Genomic DNA, 25873 nt, shown 5'->3' with positions numbered 1-25873 from the left:
CCAGCCGCGGGGCCGGGTCTATGATTCGGAATGTCTCTGCCATCCTTTCGGGAGTGAAAGATGCGACTGATCAAGATGTTGTCGGCCCTGACCCTGGGCTCGGCCCTGGCCCTGCCGCTGAGCGCCCTGGCCGACGAGGCCGCCGGGCGTCTGGCCCAGCTACTGGAGCCGGTGCACACCTATAGCGCCAGCTTCGAGCAGCAGATTCTCGATGGCAGCGGCCAGCGGCTCCAGGAGGCCGAGGGGCAGATGTGGCTATCGCGGCCCGGCAAGTTCCGCTGGGAGGTGGAGGCCCCCTACGCCCAGGTGGTGGTCTCCGATGGCGACGAGGTCTACCTGCATGACCCCGACCTGGAGCAGGTGACCATCCAGGCCCTGGATACCCGGGTGACCCATACCCCGGCCCTGCTGCTCTCCGGCAGCGCCGCCGACCTCACCGAGGCCTATGCGGTGAGCCGTCGTCAGCAGGGCGCCGCCGAGACCTTTACCCTGACGCCGCGCACCGCCGATACCCTCTTCGAGGAGCTGGCCCTGACCTTCTACAGCGAGCGCCTGGGGGTCTTGCAGATGGCCGACAGTACCGGCCAGCGTACCGCCATCTACTTCAACGATGTGCAGCTCAACCCGGGTATCCCGGCCGAGCGCTTTACCTTCGCCATTCCCGAGGGCACCGATGTGATTCGCGATACGCAATAACTTCGGCCAGTAGCAAGCGACAAGGAGCAAGCTTCAAGGAACCCCCTTGGCTTGCTCCTTGCGTTTGGAGAGTAGGCTGGCTTGCAGCTAGGCCCTGCTATCCGCCTCGGCGTCGAGCTGGGCGCGCCACTCCATCAACTGCTTGAAGCGCGCCTCCTGGCCGTAGTCGCTGGGTTGGTAGAGGCGGGCGGGCGCCAGCCCCTCCGGCCAGCAGTCGTGGTGGCTGCCGGCGGGGTAGCCGTGGGGCTCGTGATGGGCGTAGCGATAGCCCTGGCCATGGCCCAGGGATTCCATCAGCTTGGTGGGGGCGTTGCGCAGGTAGGTGGGCACCTCCAGGGTCGGGTGGGCCGCCGCCTGGGCCTTGGCCTGCTTCCAGGCCTGGTCGATGGCGTTGCTCTTGGGGGCCACCGACAGGTGGATGATGGCCTGGGCAATGGCCCGCTGCCCCTCGTAGTCGCCCAGGCGCAGGTAGGCGTCCCAGGCCGCCATCACCAGGGGCAGGGCGCGGGGATCGGCATTGCCCACGTCCTCGGAGGCGATCGCCGCCAGGCGCCGGATCACGTCCAGCGGGTCGCCGCCCCCCTGAATGAATTGCGCCATATAGAGCAGGGCGGCATCGACCCGGGAGGAGCGCACCGACTTGTGGATCGCCGACAGCAGGTCGTAGTAGTGATCGCCCTGCTTGTCGAAGGCGCTGGCCTGATGGCCCAGCACCTCGCCGAGCCCCTCGGCGTCGAGGCGCTCGGTATCGCCCTCGGCGGCGGTGAAGTCACAGGCGGTCTCCAGCAGGCCCAGGGCGCGGCGGGCATCGCCGCCGGCGGCCCGGGCCAGCAGTTGCAGCACCTCGTCATCGGCCTGGATGCGGCGCTTGCCCAGCCCCCGCTCGGGGTCTTGCAGGGCCTGGCGCAGCACCGCCAGCAGCGCCGCCTCGTCCAGGGGCTTGAGCACATAGACCCGGGCCCGGGAGAGCAGCGCCGAGTTGACCTCGAAGGAGGGGTTCTCGGTGGTGGCGCCGATCAGCGTCAACAGGCCCGACTCCACATGGGGCAGCAGGGCATCCTGCTGGCTCTTGTTGAGGCGGTGGATCTCGTCCAGGAAGAGCAGGGTGCGGCGCCCCTGGGACTGGGTCAGCCGGGCGCGTTCCACCGCGGCGCGGATCTCCTTGACGCCGGCCATCACCGCCGAAAGGTGCTCCAGTTCGGCACCGGATTCCCGGGCCAGGATCTCCGCCAGGGTGGTCTTGCCGGTTCCCGGCGGTCCCCACAGGATCATCGAACGCACCGTGGCGGTCTCGGCCATGCGCCGCAGCGGCTTGCCGGGCCCCACCAGGGCGGCCTGACCGAGATACTCGTCCAGGCGCCGGGGGCGCATGCGGTAGGCGAGGGGGGCCGCCTCATCGGCGGTGGGCTGGCTGAAGAGATCCATGCTGTCTCCGTGCGACTACGACTTTAGGCGATAGGCAGAATCGCCCCCCAGGCACTAGGGTTAAACATCCATGCCTGGGGTAGCGTCTCCAGGCGCATCCTGTTGGTGAACCCCTGTCTTGCTGGCGACTCCAATATAGATGGTACGCCAGGACAGCAGAGGAGGCCCGACCATGCCCATGCTGACTCAACTGCGCCAGGATCATGCCAATATGGCGCGGCTGTTGCACGTGTTGCAGCTCAAGCACAAGACCCTGGCCGATGGTGATCGCCCCGACTTCAAGCTGGTACGCGAGGTCGTCGACTATATCCTCGGCTATATGGAGGATTACACCCAACCCCTCGAGCAGCTGTGTGGCGAGAAACTCCTGGCCAGTCTGCCACAGGCCGAGTCGATGACCCGTCGCCTGGCCGACGACTATCGACAGCTGCGCGAACGCTTGATGCGGCTGTCCCAGGATATCGACATGATCCTGATGGATGCCGTGGTGCCCATGGATCGCTTCGCCGATGACCTCAAGGCCTATCTGGAGGCGCATCGGGCCTACCTGCGTGACGAGCGCGAGGAGCTCTTCCCGCTGATCGCCGAGCATCTGAGCGACGAGGAGCTGGCGCGCCTCGACGAGTCGCTGCCGGAGGGGGCGGCCGCCAGGCTGGCACAGCTCCATGACGCCTATCCCGAGCTCTATGCCGAGTTCCGCGGGGCGCCCGAGCCGGTTGTCTGATCCCGTGTCTCTGCATGATGCCGAGTTCCGCGGTGCTCCGGAGCCCGTGGTCTGACCCCGCGGCGCTTCGCCATCCCCCGACGCCCCGGCCCTGGCCGGGGCGTTTGTCGTTGCCGGGGCAATACGCCGTTAAGTCCGTGCCACGACTGGGGTAGAATGCTCCCCCTGTGCCAACCGGGGGAGGGGAGACTCACCGATGGATCGACTCCAGGCCATGCAAATCTTTCGTGCCGTGGTGGAGGCGGGCAGCTTCGCCGGGGGCGCCCGCAAGCTGGACCTCTCCAATGCCATGGTCAGCAAGCAGGTGGCGCGCCTGGAGGGCGAGCTCGGCGTGCGCCTGCTGACCCGCACCACCCGCCGCCTGCAGTTGACCGCCGAGGGCGAGCGCTACCTGCAGGGCGCTAGCCGCCTGATGGATGAACTCCATGAGCTGGAGGCGAGCCTCGGTGAGCAGCGCGGCGAGATTCGTGGCCGCCTGCGTCTCTCGGCGCCGCTGGATTTCGGGGTCCGCGAGCTGATGCCGGCTCTGCAGGCCTTCGAGGAGGCCCATCCGGCGGTGGAACTCGAGGTGGTGCTGGAGGATCGCCGCGTCGACCCCCTGGCGGAGGACTTCGACCTGGTGGTGCGCATCGGCGAGCTGGAGGACTCCAGCCTGATCGCCCGGCCGCTGATGTCGATGCCGGTCCATCTCTATGGCGCCCCCGGCTACCTGGAACGCCATGGCGTGCCCGAGCATCCCCGCGACCTGAGCCGGCACCGCTGCCTGCACTACAGCCTGCAGCGCGGCGGTCCGGGCTGGCTCTTCCTGGTGGAGGGGCGCCTGGAGCGGGTCCGTTTCCGGCCGGTGCTGACCTGCAATAACGGGCGGGCGCTGATCGAGGCCGCGGCCCGCGGCATGGGCCTGGTGCTCAAGCCGACCTTCCTGGGCGAGCCGGAGGTGCGTCGTGGGCGCCTGGTGCGCCTGCTGGAGGCCTATGCGCCGCCGCCCATGCAGGCGCACCTGCTCTATGCCGAGCGGCGCCTGATGCCGGCTCGCTTGCGGGTGCTGGTGGATGCCTTGCTGGCGCACTTCCAGGAGCCAGCGACGGGAGAGCGACCGTGAGCGGCCCCATCCTGATCTTCGACTCCGGCGTCGGCGGCCTCTCGGTGGCGGCGGCGATTCGCCGCCGCCTGCCCACGGCGGCCCTGGCCTATGTCTGCGACAATGCCATGCTGCCCTATGGCACCAAGCCCGATGCCTGGCTGGTGGAGCGCATCGTGGCGGTCTGTCGGGAGGCGGTGGCGGCCTGTCGTCCCGCCGCCCTGGTAGTGGCCTGCAACACCGCCAGCACCCTGGCCCTGGAGGCGCTGCGGGCGAGCCTGACGATCCCGGTGGTGGGCACGGTGCCGGCCATCAAGCCCGCCGCTGCGCTTAGCCATAGCGGCCATATCGCCCTGTTGGCGACCTCCGCCACCGTCAATCGCCCCTATACCCTGGGCCTGATTCGCGACTTCGCCGGTGGCTGCCGGGTGCATCGCCTGGCCGCCGATGCCCTGGTGGTCCAGGCGGAGCGTCACCTGGCCGGCGAACCCCTGGACCTGGCGGCCATCGCCGATGGCCTGGCGCCGCTCTGGGAGGATCCGGAGCTCGACACCGTGGTGCTGGGCTGCACCCATTTTCCACTGCTGCGGGACGCCCTGAACCGGGCGGCGCCGCGACCGGTGACCTGGATCGATTCCGGCGAGGCCATCGCCCGGCGGGTCGCCCAGGTGGTGCCCCACCCCCGGGTGACCGAGGGCCCGGGGCCGGCCTGGGTCACCGCCGAGGCCCCGACCCTGACCGCGGCCCTGGCCGGCGTCGGTTTCGCCGCGCCGCAACTTCTTCTCCTGGCGGTAGACGCCCCACACTAGACGTCTCGCCTCACCGATTTCACCCCAAGGAGGCCCCGTGGCCGTACCCGTCGTCGATCCCGAGTACTATGGCGAGCAGCTCGAGGCCAAGCGCCAACGCATCACCGCCCAGTTTGCCCGCTTCTCGCCGCCGCCGCTGGAGGTCTATGCCTCGCCGCCCAGTCACTACCGCATGCGTTGTGAGTTCCGCCTCTGGCACGAGGGGGACGATCTCTTCTACGCCATGTTCGAGGTGGATCCCGAGGACCCCAAGAAGAAGACGGTGGTCCGCCTGGACGACTTCCCCGTGGCCAGCCGGCGCATCAATGCGCTGATGCCGGCGCTGCTGGATGCCATCCGCGAGGTGCCGCTGCTGCGCCGCAGGCTGTTCCAGGTGGAGTTTCTCACCACCCTCAGCGGCGAGGCGCTACTGACCCTGATCTACCATCGTCCCCTGGACGAGGCTTGGGAGGCCGAGGCGCGTCGCCTCCAGGAGGCCCTCGGGGTGATGATCATCGGCCGCTCCCGCAAGCAGCGCCTGGTGCTGGAACGCGACCATGTCTGGGAGCGGCTCTCGGTGGAGGGGCGCGAGTTCGCCTACCAGCAGGTGGAAAACAGCTTTACTCAGCCCAATGCCGAGATCTGCCGCGCCATGCTGGGCTGGGCCCGCGACGTGACCCGCGCCAGCCAGGCCCGCGACCTGGTGGAGCTCTACTGCGGTAACGGCAACTTCACCATCGCCCTGGCCGAGAACTTCCGGCGGGTCCTGGCCACCGAGATCTCGCGCACCTCGGTGGCCTCGGCGCGCATCAACCTGGAGGCCAATGGCATCACCAATGCCAGCGTGGGGCGCATGTCGGCGGAGGAGTTCAGTGCCGCCCTCAAGGGCGACAAGGGCGGGCGTCGGGTCACCGAAATGGGCCTGGCCGACTACGACTTCTCCACCGTGCTGGTGGATCCGCCCCGGGCCGGCCTCGACGAGGCCAGCTGCGACCAGCTCAGCGGCTATGAGCGCATCGTCTATATTTCCTGTAACCCGGACACCCTGGAGCAGAACCTGGAGCGACTCTGCCGGACCCACCGCATCCGCCGCATGGCGCTCTTCGATCAGTTTCCGTGGACCCACCATTGTGAGTGTGGCGTGCTGCTCGAGCGAATCAGCGACTAAAGTCAAGAGGACCGGGGCGTGTCATGATGCGCAACTGACATGCTCCATGAGAAAACGTGCAACTCGATAGGGCCGGAGCGGGGGCTACAGTACCCTTCATGAAACGCGGCGCTTGCCGCGTTTCACCCTAATTCGACGGCCCCCAGGCCGACAGCAGCCGAGGTGATGGATGCAACACGTCGTGATCGATGGCAAACAGGAATTTCTCGCTCAGTTGAAGGAGCAGCTCACCAAGCGGCTACCCGAAGAGAAGGTGGCGGAGATCGCCGGCTTTGCCGAACTCTTCTACGCCAATGTTCCCTTGGCTGATCTGTCCGAGCGGCGCCTCGACGACCTCTATGGCGCGACCCTGTCGACCTGGCACTTCGTCCAGGAGCACGATGCCAAGGCTCCCAAGGTGCGGGTCTTCAATCCCGACTACCAGGAGCATGGCTGGCAGTCGTTGCATACCGTGGTGGGTATCCTCCACCAGGACATGCCCTTCCTGGTGGACTCGGTGCGCATCGAGCTCAACCGTCGCGGCGTTACCCTGCATGCCATTCATAACCTGGTGCTGGCGGTGGAGCGGGATGCCAAGCATCAGCTCAAGCGGCTGGGGCATCCCCAGGCCGACAAGGCGCCCGAAGGGCGCGAGTCGCTGATCGTCATCGAGATCGACCGCCACTCCGATCCCAAGCTGCTGGCCGATATCGAGGCCGGACTGCAGGAGGTGCTGCAGGACGTGCGTACCGCCGTGGCCGACTTCGAGCCGATGCGCGATCAGGTGCGGGCGGCCCTCGAGGAACTCAAGGCGGTTCGACCCGAGCAGGTCGATGCCGCCGACCACCAGGAGGCCATCGCCTTCCTGGAGTGGCTGATCGATGACAACTTCACCTTCCTCGGCTGCGACGAGTACGAAGTGGTCGGCAAGGGAGGTCAGGAGCAGCTCAAGAAGCGCAAGGGCAGCGAGCTGGGCGTCTTCAAGCTCGACGCCCCCCGTTATCAGGAGCGTATCCATAACGATCAGGGCGTCGAAGACGACCACTATGTGCTGATTCCGGAGCTGCTCTCCTTCGCCAAGAGCGCCTACCATGCCCGGGTGCACCGTCCCTCCTACCCCGATTATATCTCCATCGATCGCTATGACGATCAGGGCAAGGTGATCGGCGAGCGCCGCTTCCTGGGCCTGTTCACCGCCACCGTCTACAACGACTCGCCGCGGCATATCCCCGTGCTGCGGCGCAAGATCGAGGCGGTGATGAAGTCCGCCGGGGTCAATCCCAAGGCCCATGATGGCCATCAGCTGCGCCAGATCCTCAACGTCTACCCCCGCGATGATCTCTTCCAGACCAGCACCGAGGAGCTGACCAGAACCACTCTGGGAATCCTCAATATTCGCGAGCGGCGCCGGGTGCGCCTCTTCGTCCGCGAGGATCGCTTCGGCAAGTTCTACTCCTGCCTGGTCTTCGTGCCTCGGGACGTCTTCTCCACCGACCTGCGGGTGCGTATCCAGACCATGCTCTGCGAGGAGCTGGACGCCACCTTCGGCGACTTCAATACCCACCTTTCCGAGTCGGTGCTGGCGCGTATCCAACTGATCCTGCGCTTCAATGGCGACGAGCCGGTGAGCTATGACCTGGAGCGCCTGGAGCACAAGGTGATCCAACTGGCGCGTAGCTGGAACGACGACCTTCAGGCCGCCATGGTGGAAGGCTTCGGTGAGGAGCAGGCCAATCGCCTGATGGACGACTACCGGGATGCCTTCCCGGGAAGCTATCGGGAGGACTTCTCGGCGCGCACCGCCGTCTACGATATCCATCACCTGGGCGAGGTCGAGGCCGGCGAGCCCCTCTCCCTCTCCCTCTATCGCCTGGTGGAGGAGGACGTCGACGGGGTCAACCTCAAGCTGTTCCACAAGGCGCAGCCGATTCCGCTTTCCGACGTGCTGCCGGTCATGGAGAACCTGGGGCTGCGGGTGATCGGCGAGCGCCCCTACGAGATCGACTCTCTCAAGGGCACCTACTGGATCCACGACTTCAATCTGGAGCATCACGGCAGCGAAGTGGTCAACCTCCAGGAGATGCGCGAACCCTTTATCGAGGCCTTCAAGCGCATCTGGGCCGGCCAGGCCGACAACGACGCCTTCAACCGCCTGGTGATCGGTGCCAACCTGAGTTGGCGCGAGGTGGCCATGCTGCGTGCCTATGCCCGCTACCTGAAGCAGATTCGCTTCGGCCTCTCGCAGTTCTATATCGCCAACACCCTGGCCAGCTACCCGGAAATCACCCGTGAGCTGGTGACGCTGTTCGAGCTGCGTTTCGACCCGGAGCAGCAGGAACGGGAGAGCGAGAGCGACGCCTGCGTGGCGCGCCTCCAGGCGATGCTGGATGACGTGGCCAGCCTCAATGACGACCTGCTGCTGCGCCGCTATATCGCCCTGATCCAGGCCACCCTGCGGACCAACTATTACCAGCGTGATGCCGGTGGCGAGTACAAGGAGTACATCGCCTACAAGCTGGATCCGAGCAAGGTGCCGGAGATGCCCAAGCCGCGTCCGGCCTTCGAGATCTTCGTCTACTCGCCGCGGGTCGAGGGCGTGCACCTGCGCGGTGGCAAGGTCGCCCGGGGCGGGCTGCGCTGGTCGGACCGCCGCGAGGACTTCCGCACCGAGGTGCTCGGCCTGGTCAAGGCCCAGCAGGTCAAGAATTCGGTGATCGTGCCGGTGGGGGCCAAGGGCGGCTTCGTCTGCAAACGCCTGCCCGAGGGTGACCGCGACGCCATCCAGGCCGAGGGCATTGCCTGCTACAAGACCTTTATCCGCGCCCTGCTGGATGTCACCGACAACCTGGACGGCGCCGAGATCGTGCCGCCGGTGGATGTGGTGCGTCACGACGATGACGACCCCTACCTGGTGGTGGCCGCCGACAAGGGCACCGCGACCTTCTCGGACATCGCCAACGAGATCTCCGCCGAGTATGGCCACTGGTTGGGCGATGCCTTCGCCTCCGGTGGCGCCAACGGCTATGACCACAAGAAGATGGGTATCACCGCCAAGGGCGCCTGGGAGTCGGTGAAGCGCCACTTCCGCGAGCTGGGGGTCAATACCCAGGCCGACGAGTTCAGCGTGGTGGGCATCGGCGACATGGGCGGCGACGTCTTCGGCAACGGCATGCTGCTCTCCGACAAGATCCGCCTGGTGGGCGCCTTCAACCACCTGCATATCTTCGTCGACCCGAGTCCGGATGCCGCCAAGTCCTTTGCCGAGCGCCAGCGCCTCTTCGCGCTGCCCCGTTCCAGTTGGGAGGATTACGACGCCAGCCTGATCTCCAAGGGCGGCGGCATCTTCAAGCGCAGTGCCAAGTCCATCGCCATCACCCCGGAGATGAAGCGGGTGTTCGGCATCGCCGAGGACAAGCTGGCGCCCAATGACCTGATTCGCGTCATGCTCAAGTCCCAGGTGGACCTGATCTGGAACGGCGGCATCGGCACCTACGTGAAGGCGGCCGACGAAACCGACGCCGAGGTGGGCGACAAGACCAACGACGCCCTGCGCATCGACGGCGGCGAGCTGCGCTGCCGGGTGGTGGGCGAGGGCGGCAACCTGGGCCTGACCCAGCGCGGCCGCATGGAGGCCGCCAAGGCCGGGGTGCGGGTCAATACCGACTTCATTGACAACGCCGGCGGGGTCAACTGCTCCGACCACGAGGTCAATATCAAGATCCTGCTCGACGATATCGTCAAGAGCGGCGACATGACCGACAAGCAGCGCAATCAGCTGCTGGCGGAGATGACCGAGGATGTCTCGCGGCTGGTGCTGCGCGACAACTACCAGCAGACCCAGGCACTCTCCCTGGCCGAGACCCTCTCCAAGAAGGGCATGGGGCCCTACCGGCGCTTTATCTCCGAGCTGGAGGCCGGCGGCCAGTTGGATCGGGAGCTGGAGTTCCTGCCCGACGACGAGGCCCTGCTGGAGCGCTCCAATGCCGACGAGGGCCTGACCCTGCCGGAGCTGTCGGTGCTGATCTCCTATTCCAAGATGGTGCTCAAGGGCGACCTGATCGACTCCGAGGTGCCGGATGATCCCTATATCCAGCAGCACCTGGAGCGGATCTTCCCGGCGGTGCTGGTGGAGCGCTTCAAGGAGACCATGTACGAGCACAAGCTGAAGCGCGAGATCGTGGCTACCCAGATCGCCAATGACCTGGTGGATCATATGGGGATCGTCTTCGTGCGCCGGCTGATGGACACCACCGGGGCCAAGCGCGCCGATATCGCCCGCGCCTATATCATCGCTCGGGATAGCTTCAATCTGAGTGGCCTGTGGGAGCAGGTGGAAGCCCTGGACAACCAGGTGCCGAGCCGCGTCCAGTACGCCATGATGATCGACCTGATGCGCCTGCTGCGTCGCGCCACCCGCTGGTTCCTGCGCCAGCGCAGCGGCATGACCACCAAGGACAGCATCGCCCACTTCGCGCCGCGCCTGGCCCAGTTGCAGGAGAGCCTCGGCAAGCGGCTGCGCGGCGACGAGCTGGCCGCCTGGCAGGCGCGCCGTGACGAGCTGGTGGCGGCCGGCGTGCCCGAGGCCCTGGCCAACGCCGTGGCCGCGGCCAACAGCCTCTATGCCGGTCTCGGCATCATCGAGGCGGCCAAGCTCTCCGGCGAGAAGATCCAGCGGGTCGCCGAGGCCTACTACGAGGTGGGCCACCGTCTCGAGCTGCCGTGGATGATCGAGCAGATCAATGCCCTGGAAGTGCGCGACGGCTGGCAGGCTCAGGCCCGCGAGACCTTCCGCGACGATCTGGATCGCCAGCAGCTGGCCCTCACCGTGGCGGTGCTGCAGCTGGAGGATGCGCCGCGGGAGATGGAGGCCCGGGTCGAACAGTGGGTACAACGCCACGACGAGCTCTACCGTCGCTGGTGTGGCCTGCTCGGCGAGGTTCGCTCCGGCAACCAGGTGAGCTTCCCACTGTTCGCGGTGGCCATCCGCGAGCTGGTCGACCTGGCCGAGAGCCGCCACGACTGAGACCGTTGCCACCACCATGACGAACCCCGCCTTTGGGCGGGGTTCGTCGTTTTCGGGCGCCTTGGGCTATAATGCGGCGCCGCTCATCCACCCGAGGACTCCCATGTACGCCCTGGCCCGCTCGCTGCTCTTTCGTCTCGACCCGGAAACCGCCCATGGCCTGGCCCTCAAGGGGCTCGACCTGGCCAATGGCCTGGGGCTGGCCCGGCGTCTCGGCGGGGCGCGGGTGGAAGATCCGGTGGAGCTGATGGGGCTGCGCTTCCCCAATCGGGTGGGCCTGGCCGCGGGCCTCGACAAGAACGCCGATCACCTGGATGCCCTGGGCGCCCTGGGCTTCGGCTTCGTCGAGGTGGGCACCGTGACCCCCAAGCCCCAGGACGGCAACCCCAGGCCGCGGCTCTTCCGCCTGCCCGAGGTCGGTGCCATCATCAACCGCATGGGCTTCAACAATGCCGGCGTCGATCACCTGGTGGCGCGGGTCGAGGCGAGCCGCTATGACGGGGTGATCGGCATCAATATCGGCAAGAACCTCACCACGCCGGTGGAGAGGGCGGTGGATGACTACCTGATCTGCCTGCGCAAGGTGCATGCCCACGCCCACTACATCACCGTGAATATCTCTTCGCCCAATACCCCGGGGCTGCGTAACCTGCAGTTCGGCGAACAGCTGGATGCCCTGCTGGGCGCCCTGCGCGAGGAGGGGCGGCGCCTGGACGAGGCGAGCGGCCGTCGCGTGCCCCTGGCGGTCAAGATCGCCCCGGACATGAGCGCCGATGAGGTGGGGCTGGTGGCCAAGGCCCTGGCCGACAACGCCATCGACGCGGTGATCGCCACCAATACCACCATCGCCCGGGAGGCGGTGGCGGGATTGCCCCACGGCGACGAGCAGGGTGGGCTCTCCGGGCGGCCGGTATTCGAGGCCTCCAATACGGTGATTCGCGAGCTGCGCCGCCGCCTGCCGGAGATGCCGATCATCGGCGTCGGCGGCATCGACGGCGGCGAGGCGGCACTCGCCAAGCGCGAGGCGGGGGCCGACCTGGTGCAGCTCTATTCGGGCTTTATCTATCGAGGCCCCGAGCTGGTGGGGGAGTGTGCCCGGGCCCTCGAGGGAGCGCCAGGACGGGGCTGAGGCGACGACACCAAGGGCGAGCAATAGAAAGGCCCGCCGTGGCGGGCCTTGGGAATGGGTAGTGTCTGGTAGTGTCTAGAGAAGACGTCACATTACCATGGGGTTTTTGTGGATCCCGGCGACTCCCGTCATGCCGGCCCATTGGTCCCCACGACCTTCACGCCAACCGCTCATCCAGTATTCTCGAAGATCCACATCTTGGCTGGGACACTCATCTCTGGAACGACCACTGAGTCCCGCCTTGTAGCCATGAACATAAGCACGCTGGAAGCGATCACGTTTCTGTCGTTTCATCGGATGGCCTCTTCAGAACCGTTAGACTTTGTGACGTTTGCAGTACACAAGACTCCTTATCGGCCTATAGACGATTCATTCGCCCGGCCGTAGTTATCCAGCATCTGCGGCAAGCAACGCATGCGTTATTTCGTAGCTACGCTTATACATTTAGACCATGACGGGACCGCTTGTCGACCGGTATTTTGGCATAAGAGGCCAAGCAAATCGGGATGACGGGAATATGACGCCCGTCCCACGCGGCCAGGCCTCAGGCGCTACCGCCCTTACCAACCGCCATAGCGAGTCTCCACAGCACACCATGAGCGATATGCAAGTGACGAATCTTCCAGCCTTTTTTGCCGCCTGCCCGCGCGGGCTCGAGACCCTGCTGGGCGAGGAGCTGACGGCTCTGGGTGCCCAGGTGGAGAAGACCACGGTGGCCGGCGTCCACTTCCGCGGCGAGTTGGCGATGGCCTATCGTGCCTGCCTCTGGTCGCGCCTGGCCAACCGCATCATCCTCTGCCTGGCCCGGGAGGAAGGCATCGAGGACCCGGAGCAGCTGGCGGACGCCGCGGCCCGGGTGGCCTGGGCGGAGCACCTGGTGCCAGGGCTCAGCCTGGCGGTGGACTTCCATGGCCAGTCGGCGAAGATCCGCCATACCCGGTTCGGCGCCCAGACCGTCAAGGATGGGGTGGTCACCGCCATGGCCCGGGGCGGTCGCGAACGGCCGACGGTCGAGCCCCGGGAGCCCGACCTGCGCCTCTATGCCCACCTGCATCGGGGGCGCCTGACCCTGGGCATCGACTTCAGCGGCGAGAGCCTGCATCGTCGCGGTTATCGCCGCGAGCTGGGGCATGCCCCCCTCAAGGAGAACCTGGCCGCGGCCCTGCTGATCCGCGCCGACTGGCCGGCCCGGGCCAAGGCCGGTGAGGCCCTGGTGGATCCGCTGTGCGGTTCCGGCACCCTGGTGATCGAGGCGGCGCTGATGGCGGCGGATGTCGCCCCCAACCTCAACCGGGAGCGCTTCGGCCTGGAAGCCTGGGCCGGCCATGATCGCGAGCTGTGGCGAGAGCTCCGGCGGGAGGCCGAGGCGCGGGCCAGCCTGGGCCGCAAGCGCTGCAAGGCGCGGCTATTCGGCAGCGACCAGAGTCCCCAGGCCATCGCCGCCGCCAAGGCCAATGCCATGCGCGCCGGCATCCCGGCGCTGATCCACTTCCAGGGCGCCTCGGTGGCCGAGCTGAAGCGTCCCGAGAGCCTGAGCCCCGAGGCCAGGGGGCTGGTGATCACCAACCCGCCCTATGGCGAGCGGATCGGCGAGCTGCCGGAGCTGGTGACCCTCTATCGTCAGCTGGGCGAGGGCGTGCGTAACGCCTTCCCCGGCTGGGACCTGGCACTGTTCACCGGCAACCCCGATCTGGGCCACCGCCTGGGGATGCGTGCCCATAAGCACTACGCCTTTCGCAATGGGCCCCTGGAGGCGCGACTGCTGCTGATCCGGGTGCCCGAGGCGAGCGGCGAGGCGGGCCGCGACGCCAGGTCCGAGGCGCCGGCGCGTTCCGAGAATGCCCAGATGTTCGCCAACCGCCTGCACAAGAACCGCAAGCGCCTCAAGAAGTGGCTCAAGCAGTCCGGCGAGTCCTGCTATCGCCTCTATGACGCCGATATGCCGGAATTCGCCCTGGCCATCGATGTCTATGGCGACTGGGTGCATGTGCAGGAGTACGCGCCGCCCAAGTCGGTGGATGCGGCCCAGGCCCAGAAGCGCCTCTTCGATGCCCTGGGGGTGATCCCCGAGGTGCTGGAGGTGTCCCCCAGTCGGGTGGTGATCAAGCGCCGCGAGCGCCAGAGCGGCCGCGCCCAGTACCAGAAGCAGGGCAGCCACGGCGAGCGCTTCGAGGTGCGCGAGGGGCGGGCGCGGCTCTGGGTCAACCTGCGCGACTACCTGGATACGGGGCTCTTCCTCGACCACCGTCCGGTGCGGCGGCGGCTCGCCGAGATGGCCGCCGGCAAGCGCTTCCTCAACCTCTTCTGCTACACCGCCACCGCCACCGTGCAGGCGGCGCTGGGCAGCGAGCGGGAAGGAGGGGCCAGCGACAGCATCAGCGTCGACCTCTCCAATACCTACCTGAGCTGGGCCCGGGACAACTTCGCCCTCAATGGCCTCGACCCGGCCCACCACCGGGTGGTGCGCGACGACTGCCTGCGCTGGCTGGAGACCGCCAAGGCGGAATTCGACCTGATCTTCATGGATCCGCCGACCTTCTCCAACTCCAAGAAGATGGAGGCGACCCTGGATATCCAGCGCGACCATGGGCGGCTGATTCGCCTGGCCATGGCGCGCCTGGCCGGTGGCGGCACCCTGGTCTTCTCCAATAACCAGCGGCGCTTCGTGCTGGATGCCGACCTGGTCGAGCGGTATGCGGTGGAAGAGATCTCGGCGAAGACCTTCGACCCGGATTTCACAAGAAATCCTGATCTTCATCATGTCTTTCTGATTCGCCATCGGGGAGGGCCAACGGCATGAGACCTTCGACCCGCTCTTTATCTGGCACCCGAAACCCCGACCTCCACCATGTCTTTCTGATTCGCCATCGGGGAGGGCCAACGGCATGAGACCTTCGACCCGCTCTTTATCTGGCACCCGAAACCCCGACCTTCACCACGTCTTTCTGATTCGCCATCGGGGAGAAGAGCGCCGGAGGGAGGGCGCATGATCCGACTACGGCTCTATACCACCCTGGGCTGTCATCTCTGCGAGGCGCTCGAGGCGCTGCTGGCGAGGCTCTGCTCGGTGGAATACGCCCTCGAACGGGTCGAGATCAGCGAGGATGACGCCCTGGTGGAGCGCTATGGGGTGCGCATCCCGGTGCTGGTGGCGGAGGATGGCGAGGAGCTGGATCGCGGCTTCGAGGCCCCGCGGCTGGCGGCCTGGCTGGCCGCCCGGGGCTGGCTCGACGAGGCCGCCTGGCGGCAGCTGCAGGCTCCGGCCCCATCGGCCGAGCCCGTCGATGCACAGATCCGCCACGGCCGGCGTTACTTGGGCTGACCACAGGATAGGGAAGGGGGCCTCCGGGCAAGGTGGCTCGCTTGCCCCGGGACGAAACCCCGACGCTGCGCGAGCCGCGCGACGCGACGAATCGGATCGAGGTCCCTCTCGCCGATCGCAAACGCGCACGTTCTCGATCGACATCCCTGTCGATCGCCGCTGCTTGGCTCGCTGCGCGTCGGCGTCCCGGCGAAATCGCTCGCCTACTTCCCGGAGGCCGACCCTACATAGGCGTTGTGCAAGCGTCCGTCAGGCGTTATCCAGCAGCGAGAGCTGGCGCACGGCGTCCTGGCCCTCGGGGGAGTCGGCCTGCACCTCGAGGACCTTGTGCAGGCCCCGGGAGCGCTGGATGGTGGCCTCGTCGTCGAGCCACATCATCGCCTGGTCATGATCCTCGGCCAGCTGGTGCTTGAGGCCGCCGAACTGGGTGCCGATCTGCCCCCAGGCGCGGCTGAAGATCCAGTCACCGAACATGTCCTGGTGGATATGGATCAGCACATAGTCATGGTCACTTTCCCAGCGGACGATCACGGCGGCTCCTGGTGGCGGCGAGGGGGCCCCGGTGGGGCGAAGCTGCTATTGTAGCGACCTGCCTCCCATGAACAAGCCATCCCCAGGAGTCATGCATGCCTGCCCCCCGACGGATCATCGTGGACGCCAATATTCCCGCCGCCGAGGCCTGCTTCGGCGAGCTGGGTGAGGTCCAGCGCCTGCCCGGCCGCGACATCGCCCCCGAGGCGCTGGCCGAGGCCGAGGTATTGATCACCCGCTCCATTACCCGAGTCGACCGGGCCCTGCTGGACCAAGCGCCGCGGCTGCGTTTCGTGGGCACCTGCACCATCGGCACCGACCATATCGACCGGCAGGCGTTGTCTGAGCGCGGTATCGGCTTCAGCAGCGCCCCGGGCTGCAATGCCGAGGCGGTGGTGGACTATGTGCTGGCGGCCCTGACCTGGGCGGCGGAGCGGGAAGGCCAGGAGCTCGAGAAGCGCCGGGTGGGTATCGTCGGGGTCGGCCAGGTGGGCGGGCGCCTGGCCGCGCGCCTGACGGCCCTGGGCATCGAGGTGCTGTGCTGCGACCCGCCCCGGGCCGAGGCGGAGGGCGGCGAGGGCTTCCACGACCTGGAGACCCTGATCGAGCGCTGCGACGTGCTCTGCCTGCATACGCCCCTGGTGCGGGGCGGGTCCCATGCCACCCACCACCTGCTCGATGCGCGGCGCCTGGCGGCCCTGCGCCCGGGCACCTGGCTGCTCAATGCCGGGCGTGGCGACTGCCTGGATGGCGAGGCGCTGAAGGCGCGCCTGGCGGCACGGGGCGACCTGATCACCTTGCTGGATGTCTGGGAGGGCGAGCCCGCCATCGACGCGGCCCTGTGGCGGGCGGCCGATCTGGCCACCCCCCATGTGGCGGGCTATAGCCTGGATGGCAAGCTGCGTGGCACCCATCAGGTCTATGTTGCCGCCATGCATCACTTTGGCCTGCCGGCCCGGCGCAAGCTGGCTAGCCTGCTGCCGCCACCGGCCCTGCCTCGCCTGACCCTGGACGCCGGCCTGAGTCCCTGGGACGCCCTGCGGCTCTGTATCCGTGCCTGCTATGACCCGCGACGCGACGCCCTGGGGCTGGCGCGCTTCGCCCGCGAGCGGGGCATGGCCCGTGGCTTCGACGGTTACCGGGCCGATTACCCCTTGCGGCGCGAGTTCGCCACCCTGACGGTGGCGCTGCGGGAGGGCGCCGCCGAGCTAGCCCCCTGGCTCGAAGGCGCCGGCTTCCGCGTCGAGCTCACCTGAACGCAATCGGGCCCGCCATTGGCGGGCCCGATTGCGTTGTTGAGTCGATAGATGCCTTACTGCCGATAGGCGGCTTCCTTGAGCGCGCGGCTACGGTCGGGCCGGTGGAAAGGGGCGGGTGACGATAGCCGGACCCGCCCCGGTTGGCAGTTACTGGCGATAGGCGGCTTCCTTGAGCGCGCGGATACGATCATCCAGCGGCGGGTGACTGGCGAAGAGCCGCTCCATGACCTTGCGGGTCCGGCCGGTGGTGATGGCGAAGGCGGTCAGGGTGTCCGGCATCTGGTCGGGCAGCTCGGTCTCGGCCTTGAGGCGGGCCAGGGCGTTGATCATGGCCCCGGAGCCGGCCAGCCGGGCCCCCGCCGCGTCGGCGCGGTACTCCCGGAAACGCGAGAACCAGGCCACCACCGCCGAGGCGATGATGCCGAAGACGATCTCGGCGACGATCACCACCGCGAAGTAGCCCATGAAGCCGAGGCCCTCGCCATCGGTGCGGCTCTTCAGGAACTGATCCACCAGGTGGGCGACGACCCGGGCGAAGAACATCACGAAGGTGTTCACCACCCCCTGGATCAGCGCCAGGGTGACCATATCACCGTTGGCCACGTGGCCGATCTCGTGGGCCAGCACCGCGCGGACCTCTTCGGGACGCATGCGGTTGAGCAGGCCGGCGGAGACCGCCACCAGGGCGTCGTTCTTGTTCCAGCCGGTGGCGAAGGCGTTGGACTGCTGGGCGGGGAAGATGCCCACCTCCGGCGTCTTGATGCCGGCTTCCCGGGAGAGCTCCTCGACGGTGTCCAGCAGCCACTTCTCGGTGGCATTGGAGGGGGTCTCGATGATCACGGTGCCGGTACCGCGCTTGGCCATCCACTTGGAGATGAACAGCGAGACCATCGAGCCGGCCATGCCGAAGATAAAGCAGAAGATCAGCAGGCTGTTGAAGTTGATGCCCTGGGCGTTGAGGTAGGGCTCGACGCCCAGCAGCCTCAGGGTAATGCTGGCGACGACGATCACCGCCAGGTTGGTGCCCAGGAAGAGCAGGATTCTCATCATCGGGGGAATCTCCGTAGGAGTGGCAACCTCAGAGGGCGGCGGCATGTCGCCGCCCGGGAAAAGCAATGACGATTAGATACGGCCTTTGGCGGCGGGTTTCAAGTGCGCTTTCAAGCCGTTAGCTCGCTGGTTCGGCGTCCCGTGCTACAGCCCCTTGCGGTAGCGCTCCAGGAAGCGCGCGAAGCGATCCAGGGCGTCGCCCAACTGATCGGCCCACGGCAGGGTGACGATGCGCACATGGTCCGGCGCCGGCCAGTTGAAGGCGGTGCCCTGCACCAGCAGGATCTTCTCCTGCAGCAGCAGGTCCAGCACCAGCTTCTCGTCGTCGGCGATGGGATAGACCGCCGGGTCCAGGCGCGGGAAGGCGTAGAGGGCGCCCTTGGGCTTGACGCAGCTGACCCCGGGGATGGCGTTGAGCTTCTCCACGGTGATATCGCGTTGGGCCAGCAGGCGCCCGCCGGGCAGGATCAGGTCGTTGATCGACTGGTAGCCGCCCAGCGCCGTCTGGATGGCGTGCTGGGCCGGCACATTGGCGCACAGGCGCATCGACGCCAGCATATTGATGCCCTGGATAAAGTCGGCGGCGCGCTGCATGGCCACCTGGCCGGAGAGGATCATCCAGCCGGAGCGGAAGCCGGCGCAGCGGTAGCTCTTGGAGAGGCCGTTGAGGGTCACCACCAGCTGGTCGTCGCCGGCCAGGGCCCCGGTGGAGACGTGCTCCACCCCGTCGTAGAGGATCTTGTCGTAGATCTCGTCGGAGAACACGATCAGGTCGTGCTCCCGGGCGATCTCCAGGATCTCCCTGACCACCTCCGGCGGGTAGACGGCGCCGGTGGGGTTGTTGGGGTTGATGATCACGATGGCCCGGGTATGGCCGGTCACCTTGGCGCGGATATCCTCCAGGTCCGGGGCCCAGTCCGCCTGCTCGTCGCACAGGTAGTGCACGGCGCGACCGCCGGCCAGGTTGGCGGCGGCGGTCCATAGCGGATAGTCGGGGGCCGGGATCAGTACCTCGTCGCCGTCGTTGAGCAGCGCCTGCATGGCCATCACGATCAGCTCGGAGACCCCGTTGCCGATATAGACGTCCTCGATGCCGACATGGGGAATCTGCTTGCGCTGGCACTCCTGCATGATCGCCTTGCGCGCTGAATAGAGCCCTTTGGAGTCGCAGTACCCCTGGGCGGTGGGCAGGTTGCGCATCACGTCCTGGAGGATCTCCTCCGGGGCCTCGAAGCCGAAGGGCGCGGGGTTGCCGATATTCAGCTTGAGCACCCGCTGGCCTTCCTCTTCCAGGCGCTTGGCATGGTCGAGCACCGGGCCGCGGATGTCGTAGCAGACGTTATGCAGCTTGTGTGACTTCTTGATCGGGGTGGGGGTGTCCATGGGCGTTGGGAATCCGCTGTCCAGTCGGGGGCGCGACGCCCCCGAGCGTTGTCATCTAGGAATCTGTTGGCGAGTCCGGCGTCTCGTCCTCGGCGGCCGGCTCCGGGGGGATATCCGCCGGGGTCTCCAGGCTCAGGCGACCCAGCTTGCCGGCGCGTAGCTCATGCAGCAGCACCTCGGCACCGCGGTGCAGGTCCACCTCGCCACCGGGACGCAGGCCACCGCGCTTGGCGGCGATCTCGGTGAGGATGGCATGGCCATCGAAACCGGCCAGGGCCAGCAGGTCGAGGCGACGGGGACCATCGGCATCCACTGCCTCGGCCTCCGGGTTGGCGGCATAGGCGGGCAGGGCCTTGAGCTTGTAGCGGCTTGTCAGGGCCTCGGGATAGCGCTTGGCCAGCTCCGCCGCGGTGACGATGGCCACCTCCACATAGTCGATGGCGGTATCGCGAATGGCGCCGCTGGCGGCCAGGCGGAAGGCGCTGGCCTGATCCTCGATCTTCGGCCACAGCACCCCCGGGGTGTCGATCAGCGCCACCCGGCCATCGATGCGCACCTTCTGCTGGCGCTTGGTGACCGCCGGCTCGTTACCGGTCTTGGCGATCTTGCGGCCCGCCAGGCCATTGATCAAGGTCGATTTTCCCACGTTGGGAATGCCCATCACCATGACCCGCACATCGCGGTCGGCGCGTACCTGGCCGGCCAGGACATGACACAGCTTGGGGATGCCCTTGAGCTCCCGGGCCTGGGTGGTGGTCACCGCCAGGGCGCGGGTGTCCGGCAGGCCATCGAAATAGTCGACCCACTCCTGGGTGCGTGCCGGGTCGGCCAGATCGGCCCGGGACAGCAGCTTGAGCACCGGCTTGTGCTGGGTCAGTTCGGCCAGCATGGGGTTGGCGCTGGAGTAGGGCAGGCGGGCATCGAGCACTTCCAGTACCACGTCGATCTCGGGCAGGGCCTCGGTGATCTGGCGGCGCGCCTTGTGCATGTGTCCCGGGTACCAGCCGAGCATGATGCGTGTCTCCTGGGCAGAAAAAACGGCCGTTCATCTTAGCAGATGAACGGCCGTCGGCGCTGCTTCAACTCAGCGCCTCTGGAGACTATTCCCCTTCATGGAAACTGATGGCCACCGAATTGATGCAGTAGCGCAGCCCGGTGCTCTCGGCGGGGCCATCCTCGAAGACATGCCCCAGGTGAGCATCGCAGTGGGCACAGACCACCTCGGTGCGCACCATGCCGTGGGTAGTGTCCGGATGCTCCTCCACCGATGACTTGCCGAGGGGGCGGTCGAAGCTGGGCCAGCCACAGCCGGCATCGAACTTGTGCTCATTCTCGAACAGGGGAGCATGACAACAGACGCAGTGGTAGATGCCCTGGGCATCGTTGATCCGGTAGTCGCCGCTGAAGGGCGGCTCGGTGCCCTTCTCGCGGGTCACATGGAACTGCTCGGGGGTGAGTTGGCTGCGCCATTCGGCGTCACTCTTCTCGATCTTCTTGCGCATGGCGTCCTCTCTGGCTGCTGCCGGTCGCCGCCGCGGGGCGGCAGGGTCGGGGGCGGCCGATGGCCCCATCTATAGGGTAGCTTCTCGAGGCCAAAAATTGGCGCTTAACCAGAGGCTTGACACCCTAGGACCCGCTCAGTAATATACGCGCCACCTCGACGAGGCAAGGCAGCGTCCCATTCGTCTAGTGGTCTAGGACACCGCCCTTTCACGGCGGTAACAGGGGTTCGAACCCCCTATGGGACGCCACTCCTCGACGTGGCAGGATGATTGAAAAAGCGGGAATAGCTCAGTGGTAGAGCATCGCCTTGCCAAGGCGAGGGTCGCGAGTTCGAATCTCGTTTCCCGCTCCAGGCTTCGGCCTGGTAATGAAGCGGCGGCACAGGGTCGCGAGCTGGTACGCCAGCCCGGTCGATCTCGTTTCCCGCTCCAGCTTTTACAAGCTATTGCGTCCCATTCGTCTAGTGGTCTAGGACACCGCCCTTTCACGGCGGTAACAGGGGTTCGAACCCCCTATGGGACGCCACTTCGATCCATCCGAGGCGAAGCAAGCATCAGCGGGAATAGCTCAGTGGTAGAGCATCGCCTTGCCAAGGCGAGGGTCGCGAGTTCGAATCTCGTTTCCCGCTCCAGGCTTCGGCCTGGTAATGAAGCGGCGGCACAGGGTCGCGAGCTGGTACGCCAGCCCGGTCGATCTCGTTTCCCGCTCCAGGCTTCGGTCTGGAAGCAGCTGAAAAGCTACTGCGTCCCATTCGTCTAGTGGCCTAGGACACCGCCCTTTCACGGCGGTAACAGGGGTTCGAACCCCCTATGGGACGCCACTTCGCACACATCGATGATTAGCGGGAATAGCTCAGTGGTAGAGCATCGCCTTGCCAAGGCGAGGGTCGCGAGTTCGAATCTCGTTTCCCGCTCCAATCGATCCTCCAAGGATTTTGAGAGCCAAGACTCGGGTCACGAGCTGGTACGCCAGCCCGGTCGATCTCGTTTCCCGCTCCAATCGATCTGTCTAAAGAAGCCGCCAGGCAATTGCCTAGGTGGTTTTTTTGCTTGTACGGCCAAGACTCGGGTCACGAGCCGGTGCGCCAGCCCGGTCGATCTCGTTTCCCGCTCCAATCGATATCTCAAGGAACTGCCAAGCCCAGCGCTTAGGCGGTTTTTTTATGGTTGTCGTTTACCTCCCCCTGATTTCCCTCGAATACCCTCATGCTATAGTCCCTTAGCGGCTTCATAAGGGAATCCCATGAGCTTTCTGACGCTTACCCAGGGAAGGGGAGAGCAGCAGGGCCGGTGCCGGCGATCTCCATTCCATCCTGTGATCCTGTTGTGCCTGATGGCGTTTCCAGCCACGCCAGCCCAGGCGCTTAGCCTCGATGAGGCGCGCCAGCAGCTGGCGGAACGCTCCCATGCTCTGGCGGCCCAGCGCGCCGACCGCGAGGCTTGGCACCAGCAGCGCCAGGCGACCCGCCGGCTACGCGAACCACGTATCGATCTGACGGTGGCCGGCGTGGCCTATGGCAAACAGCTGGAGTTCGACCTGGCCCTGCTCAATCGCACCCTGGAGGCGGATATCGAGCGCACCGGGGTACGCTCCAGCGTTCAGCTCCAGTGGCCCCTTTATACGGGCGGGCGCATCGACGCCGCCCAACGCCAGGCCGGGGCCCGCGAGGCCCAGTCCGAGGGCGAGTTGCGCCAGGCCGAGGCCCAACTGACCCGCCAGATGCTCGACCGTTACTTCGCCATCCAGGCGGCGACCCAGGTCATGGCGGTGCGCGAGGCCGCCCTGGAGACCCTGGAAGCCCATGTGCATCGGGCCCGACGCTTCGAGGAGCAGGGACTGGTCAACCGGCTGGCCCGACTCCAGGCGGAGGTGGCCCGGGACGAGGCCCGCCGTGATCTGGTGCAATCACAGAGAATTCTTGCCGACCTGCGGGCCGCCCTGGCCAATATGCTGGCCACGGATGCCCTCGGCTGTCTGACCACGCCCCTGCCCGAACCCCGCCGTCCCGACTGGCCGGTGGAGTCTTTCGTGACCCAGGCCCTGGGGGCGCACCCGCAGTTGGCCGTTCTCGAGGCCAGGGGTGAACAGGCCACCCAGCAGGTGCGCATCGAACAGAGCGAATGGCTGCCGGAGCTCTTCGCCTTCGGCAGCTACGAGCTCAACCGCGAGGCCACCCCCCTCACCGAGCCCGACTGGGTCGCCGGCCTGGGCGTCAAGTGGGCACTGACCACCGGCCTCGACCGGGCTAGCGCCGTCGACTCCGCCCAGGCGCGCCGGGTTCAGGTGCGCGAGCTGACCGCCCAGGCCCATCAGGACCTCACCCTGGCCAGCGAGAGCGCCTACCGCGGCGTGCTTCAGCACCAGGAACAGTATGTCCTGCTGGGCCGGGACCTGGTCTTGGCCGAGGAGAATGCCCGCCTCCAGGATGCCTCCTTCCGTGCCGGCCTGAGCACTTCCCTGGATGTCACCGAGGCCCACCTGGGCGTGGCCCGCAGTGGCGTCCAGCGGGCCCAGGCCGCCTATGACTATGCCGGCGCCATGCTCGATCTGCTGACCACTGCCGGTCTGCTGGGCGAGATCGATGATTTCCTGGATCTCACCTCTTCCGTCAGTTGCGAAGGAGCCGCCCCATGAAGGCGAGTACCCGTGTGACCCTGAATGGCCTCGCCGCCCTGGCACTGGTGGCCCTGTCGATCGGCGCGGTGCTCTGGCTCGGTGGGCATCGCGACCCGGAATACCTACACGGCGAGGTGGAGCTGCGCGAGATTCGCGTGGCCGCCAAGATCGCCGGCCGGGTCAGCCAGACCCCGGTGCGGGAGGGCGACCGGGTCGGCGCCGGCGACCCGCTCTTCGAGATCGACAGCCCCGAGGTACGGGCGCGCCTGGGGCAGGCCGAGGCCGCCCGGGATGGTGCCCGGGCCCTGGCCGACGAGGCCGAGGCCGGCCCGCGTGACGAAGAGGTGGAGATGGCGCGCCTCGACTGGCAGCGGGCCCTGGTGCAGGCGGAGCTGGCGGCGGCCAGCTTCGAGCGGCTGCGGCCGTTGCACGCCGAGGGGCTGATCGCCGCCCAGCAGTTTGACGAGGCCCGCACCCAATGGCGCGCCAGCCAGCAGCAGGCGCGGGCCGCCGAGGCGCGCTACCAGATGGCCCTGGAGGGCGCGCGCAGCGAGCAGCGCCGCGCCGCCCAGGCCCAGAGTCGCCAGGCCGCCGCCGCCGTGGAGGAGGTGGAGGCGGCCCGGGCCGAAACCCGGGTGGTCGCACCCATCGACGGCGAGGTGGCGGAGCTGCTGATCCATGTCGGCGAGCTGGCGCCGGCGGGCTTCCCGGTGGTGACCCTGGTCGACCCCGAGGATCAGTGGGTGGTGTTCCATGTTCGCGAGGAACGCCTCTCCGGCTTCGCCGTGGGGACCCGCCTGGAAGGCGAGGTACCCGCCCTGGGAGAGCGGCTGAGCTTTCGCGTGACGCGCCTCAATCCGCTGCCCGACTTCGCCACCTGGCGCCAGGTGCGCGGCACCCCCGGTTATGACCTGCGCACCTTCCAGGTGGAGGCGCGTCCCGAGGCGCCGGTGGCGGGGCTGCGTGCCGGCATGACCGTGATCGTCGCCGTCGATGACTAGGCGCGACGGCCGCCCCCCGCGCTACGGCACCCTGGCGGTGGCGCGCCGCGAACTGCGCTTCTGGGGCCGCAGCCGCGGCGACCGCTTCCTGCTGCTGTGGCTGCCGCTGCTGATCGGTGGCCTGGTGTGGTGGATCTTCTCCGCCGGCCAGCCCCGGGAGCTGCCCCTGGTGATCGTCGACGAGGACGCCAGCCAGTTTTCCCGCTCGGCGGGTCGCCTGATGGATGCCATGCCGGGGGTGCGGGTGGTGGCCCGGCTGGAGCAACGCCAGGCGGCGCAGCCCTGGCTCGAGGCGCGTCGTGCCTATGGGGTGCTATGGATTCCCGCCGGCACCTCCGCCGAGCTGGCCCGAGGGCAGCAGGCGACCCTGGTCCTCGAGCACAACGCCCAGTTCCTGACCCACGCCTCCCAGGTGGTCCGGGAGGTGCAGGCGGCGGTGGCGGCGCTCTCGGTGGCCGGGGTCACCCAGCGCCTGGCCCGGGGGCCTCAGCCGGCGGCGGCCCCCGCCACCGCCCAGCCGATCCGAGTGCATCGCGACACCCTGGATGATCGAGGCCCCGACTACGAGGTCTTCCTGGCGGCGACCCTGTTGCCGGCGGTGCTGCAGATCCTGGTCATGGTGGCCGGCGTCTCCGCGGTGGGGCGCGAGCTGCGCGACGGCACCGCCGTGAGCTGGCGACACCGCGCCGGGGGCTCCCTGACGGCGGCCCTGGTCGGCAAGCTGCTGCCCTATCTGCTGCTCTACCTGGCCCTGGGGGCGCTCTTTATCCTGGTGTTCGCCGGGCTGCGGGGCTCGCCGATCCGGGGCAGCGTGATGGTGGTGCTGCTCGGCATGGCCTTGCTGGTGATCGCCTCGCTGGCCTTCGGGGTGCTGCTGGTGGCCGCCACCCGCAATATGCGCATGGGGCTGAGCCTGGCGGGCTTTCTGGCCGCGCCGGCCTTCGCCTACTCCGGCCAGGCCTTCCCGCTGGTGGCCATGCCGGCCTTCGCCCAGGCCTGGGCCTCCCTGCTGCCCCTCACCTACTGGCTGGAGCTCTACAACCGGATCTGGCTGGCCGCCAGCCCCATTGCCCTGGCCTGGGAGCCTTTGGCCATCCTGGCCCTGATGGGGGCGCTGCCGCTGGGCATCGGCGCCTGGCTGCTGGCCCGGCGCGGCTTCCTGCCCGAGGCCTGGGGGAGTCGATGATGCCCTGGC

Annotated in this window: 20 protein-coding genes and 6 tRNA genes; 19 read left to right on the top strand and 7 right to left on the bottom strand. The window is 67.3% G+C overall.

What is annotated here, in order from left to right; genetic code table 11:
- Nucleotides 1-60 precede the first annotated feature (60 nt).
- Nucleotides 61-696 carry an outer membrane lipoprotein chaperone LolA gene (lolA, locus tag ACQ1W9_RS13495; RefSeq protein WP_431023835.1) on the top strand — a complete coding sequence of 212 codons (636 nt, stop codon included), beginning with the start codon at nucleotides 61-63 and terminating at the stop codon, nucleotides 694-696.
- Nucleotides 697-783: 87 nt separating this feature from the next.
- On the opposite strand, the gene ACQ1W9_RS13490 is transcribed toward lolA, so the two are convergent.
- Nucleotides 784-2121, bottom strand: a complete 1338-nt coding sequence (locus ACQ1W9_RS13490) for a replication-associated recombination protein A (protein WP_431023834.1) — start codon at nucleotides 2119-2121, stop codon at nucleotides 784-786.
- 178 nt (nucleotides 2122-2299) lie between these two features.
- Between ACQ1W9_RS13490 and ACQ1W9_RS13485 the strand changes: the two genes are divergently transcribed.
- The 6 genes from ACQ1W9_RS13485 (at nucleotide 2300) to ACQ1W9_RS13460 (ending at nucleotide 12013) form a co-directional block, all read left to right on the top strand.
- Entirely contained in the window at nucleotides 2300-2845 is a 546-nt protein-coding gene (locus ACQ1W9_RS13485; RefSeq protein ID WP_431026449.1) for a hemerythrin domain-containing protein, read from the top strand.
- A gap of 196 nt (nucleotides 2846-3041) precedes the next feature.
- Nucleotides 3042-3947 (top strand): LysR substrate-binding domain-containing protein, encoded by a 906-nt coding sequence (locus tag ACQ1W9_RS13480; protein WP_431023833.1) that lies wholly within the window; start codon nucleotides 3042-3044, stop codon nucleotides 3945-3947.
- The gene (gene murI, locus ACQ1W9_RS13475; protein WP_431023832.1) at nucleotides 3944-4735 is read left to right on the top strand and encodes a glutamate racemase; all 792 of its coding nucleotides are present in this window, start codon (nucleotides 3944-3946) and stop codon (nucleotides 4733-4735) included. Before ACQ1W9_RS13480 ends, murI begins: the two co-directional genes overlap by 4 nt.
- A gap of 37 nt (nucleotides 4736-4772) precedes the next feature.
- Entirely contained in the window at nucleotides 4773-5882 is a 1110-nt protein-coding gene (trmA, locus tag ACQ1W9_RS13470) for a tRNA (uridine(54)-C5)-methyltransferase TrmA (RefSeq protein ID WP_431023831.1), read from the top strand.
- Nucleotides 5883-6051: 169 nt separating this feature from the next.
- Entirely contained in the window at nucleotides 6052-10884 is a 4833-nt protein-coding gene (locus ACQ1W9_RS13465; RefSeq protein ID WP_431023830.1) for an NAD-glutamate dehydrogenase, read from the top strand.
- Between the two features lie 103 nt (nucleotides 10885-10987).
- Nucleotides 10988-12013: a quinone-dependent dihydroorotate dehydrogenase gene (locus tag ACQ1W9_RS13460; RefSeq protein WP_431023829.1), complete on the top strand. Its 1026-nt coding sequence runs from the start codon at nucleotides 10988-10990 to the stop codon at nucleotides 12011-12013.
- An 87-nt stretch (nucleotides 12014-12100) separates the two neighbouring features.
- Here ACQ1W9_RS13460 and rmf read toward each other — a convergent pair whose 3' ends face one another.
- The gene (rmf, locus tag ACQ1W9_RS13455) at nucleotides 12101-12307 is read right to left on the bottom strand and encodes a ribosome modulation factor (protein ID WP_146804486.1); all 207 of its coding nucleotides are present in this window, start codon (nucleotides 12305-12307) and stop codon (nucleotides 12101-12103) included.
- 301 nt (nucleotides 12308-12608) lie between these two features.
- Here rmf and rlmKL point away from each other — a divergent pair, with 301 nt between their 5' ends.
- A complete protein-coding gene (rlmKL, locus tag ACQ1W9_RS13450) occupies nucleotides 12609-14813 on the top strand; it encodes a bifunctional 23S rRNA (guanine(2069)-N(7))-methyltransferase RlmK/23S rRNA (guanine(2445)-N(2))-methyltransferase RlmL (RefSeq protein WP_431023828.1) in 2205 nt (734 codons plus the stop codon).
- A 186-nt stretch (nucleotides 14814-14999) separates the two neighbouring features.
- Nucleotides 15000-15335 carry a glutaredoxin family protein gene (locus ACQ1W9_RS13445; RefSeq protein WP_431023827.1) on the top strand — a complete coding sequence of 112 codons (336 nt, stop codon included), beginning with the start codon at nucleotides 15000-15002 and terminating at the stop codon, nucleotides 15333-15335.
- Between the two features lie 249 nt (nucleotides 15336-15584).
- Here the strand turns inward: ACQ1W9_RS13445 and ACQ1W9_RS13440 are convergent, their stop codons facing one another.
- Nucleotides 15585-15866 (bottom strand): hypothetical protein, encoded by a 282-nt coding sequence (locus ACQ1W9_RS13440; protein WP_146804483.1) that lies wholly within the window; start codon nucleotides 15864-15866, stop codon nucleotides 15585-15587.
- A gap of 95 nt (nucleotides 15867-15961) precedes the next feature.
- Between ACQ1W9_RS13440 and pdxB the strand changes: the two genes are divergently transcribed.
- Nucleotides 15962-17122 (top strand): 4-phosphoerythronate dehydrogenase PdxB, encoded by a 1161-nt coding sequence (pdxB, locus tag ACQ1W9_RS13435; protein WP_431023826.1) that lies wholly within the window; start codon nucleotides 15962-15964, stop codon nucleotides 17120-17122.
- Nucleotides 17123-17272: 150 nt separating this feature from the next.
- Here pdxB and htpX read toward each other — a convergent pair whose 3' ends face one another.
- The 4 genes from htpX to msrB form a co-directional block, all read right to left on the bottom strand.
- Nucleotides 17273-18175 (bottom strand): protease HtpX, encoded by a 903-nt coding sequence (gene htpX / locus ACQ1W9_RS13430; RefSeq protein WP_431023825.1) that lies wholly within the window; start codon nucleotides 18173-18175, stop codon nucleotides 17273-17275.
- A gap of 144 nt (nucleotides 18176-18319) precedes the next feature.
- Nucleotides 18320-19558, bottom strand: a complete 1239-nt coding sequence (locus ACQ1W9_RS13425) for a pyridoxal phosphate-dependent aminotransferase (protein ID WP_431023824.1) — start codon at nucleotides 19556-19558, stop codon at nucleotides 18320-18322.
- Between the two features lie 55 nt (nucleotides 19559-19613).
- A complete protein-coding gene (gene ylqF / locus ACQ1W9_RS13420; RefSeq protein ID WP_431023823.1) occupies nucleotides 19614-20570 on the bottom strand; it encodes a ribosome biogenesis GTPase YlqF in 957 nt (318 codons plus the stop codon).
- Between the two features lie 88 nt (nucleotides 20571-20658).
- Complete coding sequence (gene msrB / locus ACQ1W9_RS13415) at nucleotides 20659-21060, bottom strand: peptide-methionine (R)-S-oxide reductase MsrB (RefSeq protein WP_431023822.1); 402 nt, start codon at nucleotides 21058-21060, stop codon at nucleotides 20659-20661.
- Between the two features lie 173 nt (nucleotides 21061-21233).
- Here msrB and ACQ1W9_RS13410 point away from each other — a divergent pair.
- The 9 genes from ACQ1W9_RS13410 to ACQ1W9_RS13370 all read left to right on the top strand — a co-directional run bounded on the left by ACQ1W9_RS13410 (nucleotide 21234) and on the right by ACQ1W9_RS13370 (nucleotide 25864).
- Nucleotides 21234-21309 (top strand) — tRNA-Glu (locus tag ACQ1W9_RS13410).
- A gap of 29 nt (nucleotides 21310-21338) precedes the next feature.
- Nucleotides 21339-21413: transfer RNA gene (locus ACQ1W9_RS13405), tRNA-Gly, on the top strand.
- A 97-nt stretch (nucleotides 21414-21510) separates the two neighbouring features.
- Nucleotides 21511-21586 (top strand) — tRNA-Glu (locus ACQ1W9_RS13400).
- 31 nt (nucleotides 21587-21617) lie between these two features.
- Nucleotides 21618-21692 (top strand) — tRNA-Gly (locus ACQ1W9_RS13395).
- 113 nt (nucleotides 21693-21805) lie between these two features.
- Nucleotides 21806-21881: transfer RNA gene (locus ACQ1W9_RS13390), tRNA-Glu, on the top strand.
- A gap of 21 nt (nucleotides 21882-21902) precedes the next feature.
- Nucleotides 21903-21977: transfer RNA gene (locus tag ACQ1W9_RS13385), tRNA-Gly, on the top strand.
- A gap of 416 nt (nucleotides 21978-22393) precedes the next feature.
- Nucleotides 22394-23695, top strand: a complete 1302-nt coding sequence (locus tag ACQ1W9_RS13380) for a TolC family protein (protein ID WP_431023821.1) — start codon at nucleotides 22394-22396, stop codon at nucleotides 23693-23695.
- A complete protein-coding gene (locus ACQ1W9_RS13375; protein WP_431023820.1) occupies nucleotides 23692-24678 on the top strand; it encodes an HlyD family secretion protein in 987 nt (328 codons plus the stop codon). Before ACQ1W9_RS13380 ends, ACQ1W9_RS13375 begins: the two co-directional genes overlap by 4 nt.
- Nucleotides 24671-25864 carry an ABC transporter permease gene (locus ACQ1W9_RS13370; RefSeq protein WP_431023819.1) on the top strand — a complete coding sequence of 398 codons (1194 nt, stop codon included), beginning with the start codon at nucleotides 24671-24673 and terminating at the stop codon, nucleotides 25862-25864. The genes ACQ1W9_RS13375 and ACQ1W9_RS13370 overlap by 8 nt, the downstream gene beginning before the upstream one ends.
- Nucleotides 25865-25873: the final 9 nt, after the last annotated feature.

It is taken from the genome of Halomonas sp. H5, from assembly GCF_050613175.1.
In the GTDB taxonomy this organism is placed as follows: domain Bacteria; phylum Pseudomonadota; class Gammaproteobacteria; order Pseudomonadales; family Halomonadaceae; genus Bisbaumannia; species Bisbaumannia salifodinae.
Note: the sequence above shows the minus strand (reverse complement) of the source record. Positions and strands in the feature narration are given on the sequence as shown.